The organism is Trichlorobacter sp., from assembly GCF_030247655.1.
Taxonomy (GTDB): Bacteria; Desulfobacterota; Desulfuromonadia; order Geobacterales; family Pseudopelobacteraceae; genus Trichlorobacter.
The window spans coordinates 1-6,496 of sequence record NZ_JAOTRZ010000172.1 but is presented as its reverse complement, the minus strand read 5'-3'; the positions used below and the strand labels follow the sequence as shown (position 1 = coordinate 6,496).

Annotated in this window: 9 protein-coding genes; all 9 read left to right on the top strand. The window is 53.0% G+C overall.

The annotated features are described in order from the left end of the window. Nucleotides 1–288: 288 nt before the first annotated feature. Nucleotides 289–684: a tol-pal system-associated acyl-CoA thioesterase gene (ybgC, locus tag OEL57_RS12745; protein ID WP_300740913.1), complete on the top strand. Its 396-nt coding sequence runs from the start codon at nucleotides 289–291 to the stop codon at nucleotides 682–684. After that, complete coding sequence (gene mqnC / locus OEL57_RS12740) at nucleotides 681–1,724, top strand: cyclic dehypoxanthinyl futalosine synthase (protein ID WP_300740912.1); 1,044 nt, start codon at nucleotides 681–683, stop codon at nucleotides 1,722–1,724. The genes ybgC and mqnC overlap by 4 nt, the downstream gene beginning before the upstream one ends. After that, nucleotides 1,724–2,869: a ribonuclease D gene (locus OEL57_RS12735; protein ID WP_300740911.1), complete on the top strand. Its 1,146-nt coding sequence runs from the start codon at nucleotides 1,724–1,726 to the stop codon at nucleotides 2,867–2,869. The genes mqnC and OEL57_RS12735 overlap by 1 nt, the downstream gene beginning before the upstream one ends. Beyond that, nucleotides 2,866–3,801: a glycosyltransferase gene (locus OEL57_RS12730; RefSeq protein ID WP_300740910.1), complete on the top strand. Its 936-nt coding sequence runs from the start codon at nucleotides 2,866–2,868 to the stop codon at nucleotides 3,799–3,801. The genes OEL57_RS12735 and OEL57_RS12730 overlap by 4 nt, the downstream gene beginning before the upstream one ends. Before the next feature lie 4 nt (nucleotides 3,802–3,805). After that, nucleotides 3,806–4,618, top strand: coding sequence for an L-2-amino-thiazoline-4-carboxylic acid hydrolase (locus OEL57_RS12725; RefSeq protein WP_300740909.1), 813 nt, complete (start codon nucleotides 3,806–3,808; stop codon nucleotides 4,616–4,618). Then, nucleotides 4,615–5,508 carry a formyltransferase gene (locus OEL57_RS12720; RefSeq protein ID WP_300740907.1) on the top strand — a complete coding sequence of 298 codons (894 nt, stop codon included), beginning with the start codon at nucleotides 4,615–4,617 and terminating at the stop codon, nucleotides 5,506–5,508. Before OEL57_RS12725 ends, OEL57_RS12720 begins: the two co-directional genes overlap by 4 nt. Next, nucleotides 5,505–5,723 carry an addiction module protein gene (locus OEL57_RS12715; protein WP_300740906.1) on the top strand — a complete coding sequence of 73 codons (219 nt, stop codon included), beginning with the start codon at nucleotides 5,505–5,507 and terminating at the stop codon, nucleotides 5,721–5,723. Before OEL57_RS12720 ends, OEL57_RS12715 begins: the two co-directional genes overlap by 4 nt. Next, nucleotides 5,720–6,019 (top strand): type II toxin-antitoxin system RelE/ParE family toxin, encoded by a 300-nt coding sequence (locus OEL57_RS12710; RefSeq protein ID WP_300740905.1) that lies wholly within the window; start codon nucleotides 5,720–5,722, stop codon nucleotides 6,017–6,019. Before OEL57_RS12715 ends, OEL57_RS12710 begins: the two co-directional genes overlap by 4 nt. A gap of 30 nt (nucleotides 6,020–6,049) precedes the next feature. After that, nucleotides 6,050–6,496, top strand: a 447-nt coding sequence (locus OEL57_RS12705) for an NAD-dependent epimerase/dehydratase family protein (RefSeq protein ID WP_300740903.1), incomplete at its 3' end; no start/stop codon positions are given.

Genomic DNA, 6,496 nt, shown 5'->3' with positions numbered 1-6,496 from the left:
GACCGTCAGTTACCGTCTACCATGGAAAATGGGTCAACGCAGTCTGGTGATCATGCGCAAAGCTTGATAAACACAGGGCTGGCACTGGGTGTTGCATAAAATGGCCTACAAGGGCGTTTTGAGCTATGGTTGTTATCTGTGTATGGGTTTTTGATTAAAATCGTCTGGCGCCTGTAATTGGCGCCTTTTTGCTTCTTTTGCTGCCAGATGGTCGATTTGTTAACAGCTCTGGCATCTGCGGTTGCAGAGCAGGGCCAACTGCAGTAGAGTGACAGGCTTGGAACCGCTATGAAGATTAGAGTCTACTACGAAGATACCGATGCTGCCGGGGTGGTCTACCATTCCAATTACCTGAACTACATGGAGCGGGCCAGAACCGAATTCCTGCGTAAGCAAGGTTGCTCGGTCGCACAGCTTGCGGCCGAAGGCTCTGTCTTTCCGGTGGTTCGGATGGCGATTGATTTCAAGGCGCCGGCGCGGCATGACGAGTTACTGCAGATAACAACCGTACCTGTACGGGTTGGGGGCTCCTCCTTTACCCTGCAGCAGCAGGTGCTACGTGAGACTGATGGTCAGTTGCTGGTGCAGGCAGAGGTTACTCTGGCTTGTGTAACATCAGGATTAAAGGCCAAGAGGATTCCCCGTGAGGTCAGAGAGCTGCTGATAAAGGGGGTACGGTCATGAAGGGGCAGCAACAGACACCAGACCGCTCGCAGGCGCTTGAACTGTTGCTACACGGGGATTTGCTGCAGCTCGGCCGTTGGGCAGACCGTATCAGGCGCAGGTTGCACCCGGATAATCAGGTCACCTTTGTGGTGGATCGTAACGTTAACTATACTAATGTCTGTGAATCGCGCTGCTCATTCTGCGCTTTTTATCGGGATATTAACGCACCTGATGCCTATCTGCTGGACCATGAAACCATTTTTAGCAAGATAGCTGAGCTAGTGCAGCATGGCGGCACACAACTGCTGATGCAGGGCGGACTGCATCCGAGCCTCACCATTAGCTATTTTGAAGAGCTTTTTGGTGAGATTCGGAAACGTTTTCCAACCGTACAGAACCATTCGCTGTCACCGGCTGAAATCTGTCATCTGGCAGACCGGCACGGCCTTACTATTGAGCAGGTGCTTTCACGTCTGCAGGCAGCAGGTCTGGCATCGGTGCCAGGGGGTGGTGCAGAGATCCTGGTGGATGAGGTGCGGCAGTCCATCTCGCCTAAAAAGATCGGCTGGAAGCGCTGGGGCGAGGTCATGCTGGCTGCTTCATCGCTGGGCATGACGACCACCGCCACCATGATGTTTGGCAGCACAGAGACACCGGAACAAGTTGTGGAGCATATCTTCAGGGTGCGGGAGATGCAGGCTTCAGGAGGGTCGTTCACAGCGTTCATACCATGGACGTATCAGCCCGGAAACACTGAGCTGGGTGGATCTACAGCCACAGGAGTGGAGTATCTCAAGGTACTGGCTCTATCCAGGATTGTATTGGATAACATCCCGAATATTCAGGCCAGCTGGGTGACCCAGGGGGCTAAGCTGGCCCAGGTTGCGCTGTTTTTTGGCGCCAATGATCTGGGAGGAACTATGCTGGAAGAGAATGTGGTGGCTGCTGCTGGCTGCTGCTTCAGAATGTCACAACAGGAGATGATTGAATTGATTCAGACTGCAGGCTTCAGCGCTGCCCAGCGCAACACCGGCTATGCCATTCTGAGGCAGTTCTGATGTCAACACTGCGTTACACTGTGATAGAGCAGAACTGCCAGCTTGAGCAGCTCTGTACTGAGTTAGCCAAAGAGACCGAGCTGGCGCTTGATCTTGAGGCCGATTCCATGCATCACTACCGGGAAAAGGTCTGCCTGCTGCAGCTTTCAAATCGCACTGGTACCTGGTTGATCGACCCGTTACAGCTTTCCGATCTTACGCCACTGGGGACGCTTCTGGCAAAGCCAGGATTGCGTACTGTGCTGCATGGTGGTGATTATGATATCCGCTCACTGCATCGCGATTTTGGCATTGTTGTACAGCAGATGTTCGACACAATGGTAGCGGCACAGTTTACCGGCGCCACTGAATTTGGTCTTGCTGCATTGTTGCGACAGCATTTTTGCATTGAACTGGACAAGCGTTTTCAGAAAGCAGACTGGAGCAAGCGGCCGCTTAGCTCAGAAATGGCAGACTATGCCGCACACGATACAGCCCACCTGCTGGAGTTGGCAGATCAACTGCAGGAAAGGCTGGAGCAGCTTGGTCGCACAGCATGGGTGGCTGAAGAATGCGCACTGCTGGTTGGCAACCGGGTCACTGAAAAGGGTAACGGGCCGTTATTTTTGAACTGTAAGGGCGCCGGTAAACTGAGACCACGTAATCTGGCGATACTGGAGGCGTTGCTGCAGTTTAGGGACCAGCAGGCCCGGGAGGCAGACCGTCCAGCCTTCAAGGTTATACCAGCAGAGGCATTGCTTAAAATTGCAGAGGTTTTGCCTGGAACTGTTCGTGAGATGAACGGAATTACAGGGTTGACGCCCCGTCTGCTTGGGCGATATGGTGAACAGCTACTGGCAGCAGTCCGGCAGGGACTTGAGGTGGCTGAAGCAGACCTTCCGCGCTTTCCGCGTGGCAAGGGAGAGCCTAACCCGGGCATCAAGGCGAGGATTGTACGGCTCAAACAATGGCGTGAAGGGATCAGCAGCCGAATGGAACTGGCCTCCGGGTTGTTGGCACCAAACTGGCTCCTGGAGCGGATTGCCGAGCAGCAGCCGGTCACGTTGGAACAGCTTCATGCCATACCGGGTATCCGGCGTTGGCAGGTGGAGCTGTGGGGTGCGGAGATGGTTGAGACTTTGGCAAAGGAGACGCAGACAGCATGACAGCACCATACGTCAGTATTGTTGTCCCGGTGTACAACGAAGAAAAGTCACTGCAGCCATTAATGGACCGGCTCTACCCGGTGGCACAGGCGCTGGGCCGTCCGTTTGAGATCATCTTCACCAATGACGGTTCACGTGACCGCTCACTGGAGATGCTGCATGAATATGTGCAGCGCTGTCCCGGCGTAAAAGTGGTGGAGTTCAACGGTAACTTTGGCCAACACATGGCCATCCTGGCTGCTTTTGAGCGTTCCACGGGTGAAATTGTGATCACCCTGGATGCTGATCTGCAGAACCCGCCGGAAGAGATTCCCCGTATGGTTGCGGCGATTGAATCCGGCCATGATGTGGTTGGTACGATCCGTGAAAAACGTCAGGACCCCCTCTTTCGCAGGGTGGCATCACGGATTGTTAACATCACCACCAACAAGATGACCGGTATGCAGATGAGCGATTACGGCTGTATGTTGCGGGCCTATCATCGAAATATCATAAATAATATCAACCAGTGCGGCGAGTCCACCACCTTTATCCCTGCCCTGGCCCAGACCTTTTCCTCAAACTCGACTGAAATCATGGTGGGGCATGCCGAGCGGACACTGGGAGAGAGCAAGTACTCCTTTTACCGGTTGATCCGGCTTAATTTTGATCTGATGACCGGATTTTCTGTGGTGCCGTTGCAACTGTTTGCCCTGCTGGGGATCGTTACTTCGTTCCTCTCGGTCGGATTTGCCCTGTTTCTGTTTATCCGGCGCTTCATGATCGGGGCCGAGGTGGAAGGGGTCTTCACCCTGTTTGCGATCCTGTTTTTCTTCATCGGGATCATCATCTTCGGAATCGGTATCGTTGGTGAATACGTGGGCAGGATCTACCAGGAGGTCCGCAAACGTCCTCGTTATGTTGTGCGCAAAACCTATGGATTTGAAGAGTAGGGCTATGCAGTTGACGCGTAGAGAGCTTTTGATGCTTGGCGTAGTCACAGCTGTATCAGCGACTCCCTGTGGTTGGGTGATGGCTGCAGTGAAGACAAACTACTACCTGAAAAATAAAAATGAGCTACTCAATGCGTTTAACGGAACACTGGAGGGTGTGCGTGCTTTTATTGAGCCTGAATTCGGTAAAGAGCGGACTCAGCAGCTAATCAGAAGCGCGTTGAGGCGCTTTGAGACACTGCTGCCGACCCTGCCGGATGTTGGCGGAGATCGTAACTGGGATACCCAGTATCTCCCGATTGCTGCGTGGTATGTCGCCCTCTATGAGCCGATGAAGACCTACGGCAAAACAGCAGAAGATGTTGGCAAGCTTATGTACGAACTGAGAAAGTATGAACTTGAGCACACGCCGCCAGATATCCTTACAAAGCAGGGGAATAAGTTGTTTGAGCCTGGAAGTATCAAGGAGATGCGAGAATGGGCCGCTTGGACGCAAAAAAAGGAGTATCCGGCAAACTGGATCGCTACGTTTGTTGAAGGTGATAGTACGCACTTTGATTTTGGATATAACTACAGCGAATGTGCCCTGGTTAAGTTTTTTAACGCCCAGGGGGCTTCGGAACTGGCACCCTATGTCTGCTTGAATGACTTTACCCAGAGTAAGGCGCAGGGAACCGGACTTGAACGGAGCAAGACCATTGCCCAAGGCGACGGCCTTTGTAATTTTCGGTATAAGTTCGGTCGGCCGGTAACACAAAACTGGCAGAGTGAAATTACGTATATTAGAAACCAGATGGCAGGAAAGGCTGAAAAATGAAACTCGTCATCTGTGCTTACCATAATGTCGGCTATCGCTGTATTGAAGAACTGCTACGGCAAGGGGCAGAAATAAGCCTGATCTTCACCCATGAGGATTCCCCTACTGAGCAGATCTGGTTTGGTTCAGTGCGTGAACTGGCAGAGGCTAACAAGATTCCCTGCCTGACCAGCTCCATCAATGAGCCAGAGAATATTGAACGGGTCAGACAGATCGCGCCAGAGTTCCTGCTGTCATTTTACTACCGCAACATGATCAAGCCGGAACTACTGGAGATACCTGCCAAAGGTGCGCTGAACCTGCATGGCTCCTATCTACCCAAGTATCGCGGTCGTGTGCCGGTTAACTGGGCGGTGATCAACGGCGAGACCGAGACCGGCGCAACCTTGCATTACATGGTTGCCAAGCCGGATGCCGGTGATATTGTAGATCAGGAAAAGGTTGGCATTATGTTCACCGATACCGCCCACGATCTCTTCGGCAAGGTGAACGAGGCTGCCGTGACCGTGCTCAGACGGGCCTGGCCAAAACTGGTGGATGGTACGGCTGGCCGTATCCCGATGAACCTGGCGGCAGGCAGCTATTTTGGTGGTCGCAAGCCGGAAGATGGTCGGATTGACTGGTCTCAAGACGCCGTTCAGATCTATAACCTGATCCGTGGGGTGACCCACCCCTACCCTGGGGCATTTACCGAGTTGAACGGTAACAAGGTGATCATCTGGTCTGCCTGGCCGGTGGAAGGAAGTGGTGAACCAGGTCAGGTGGTCTCACTGAATCCTCTGTGTATAGGCACCGGTAGCGGGCTGTTGGAACTTCGTAACTATGAGCCAGTCGATGTAACCGTAAAGTGCGGTATGCATTTTGGTACTAGTGGAGGACAAACACCATGATCCAGCGTACAGATCCTATTGTACGGCAGCTGGCGGAACTGCCGGATGCAGACCGTCTGCAATTGGTTGATTACCTGCTGGAGTCGCTTGACCAGCCGGATCCGGAGATTGAGCGACTCTGGGTTGCCGAGGCACAGTCACGTTGGGATGCGTATCAGCGGGGCGAGATCTCCTCGGTCCCTGAGAACGAAGTTTTTGCTAAGTACCGAACATGAATATCAGATTTATTGAAGTTGCCCAGCAGGAGCTTGATGAAGCATTTGACTGGTATGAGTTACAGACGGTCGGGCTTGGCAGACAATTAATTGCAGAGGTGCAGGTGGCAACACGGCGAATTGCGATGTTCCCAGAGGGTTGCCATGAGGTTGCCCCAGAGATACGCCGTTGTCTGATTCGCCGGTTTCCCTATGCGCTTATCTACCGCAAGGCATTAGATGAACTTATCATTCTTGCCGTAATGCACCAGCACAGAAAACCACGTTACTGGCAGACACGCCTAGAATTGGCGTAGCGGACTGCCGGACCCATAAAGGAGAAACGGATGAAAGTACTGATACTTGGCGTGAACGGTTTTATCGGCAATGCACTGACCCATCGTATCCTGACCACAACTGACTGGGAGGTCTACGGTCTGGATATGGCCTGCGACAAGCTGGAGCGTTCCCTGGGACACGAGCGGTTCCACTTCCTGGAAGGTGACATCACCATCAACAAGGAATGGATCGAATACCATATCAAGAAGTGCGATGCGGTGCTGCCACTGGTGGCCATTGCCACACCGGTTACCTATGTCAAGGATCCGCTGCGGGTCTTTGAGCTGGATTTTGAAGAGAATCTCAAGATCATCCGCCTGTGTGTCAAACACAAGAAGCGGGTCATCTTCCCCTCCACTTCCGAAGTCTATGGCATGAGCCCGGACGCAGAGTTTGATGAAGAAAATTCGCCGCTGGTACTGGGGCCGATTGCCAAGGAACGCTGGATCTACTCC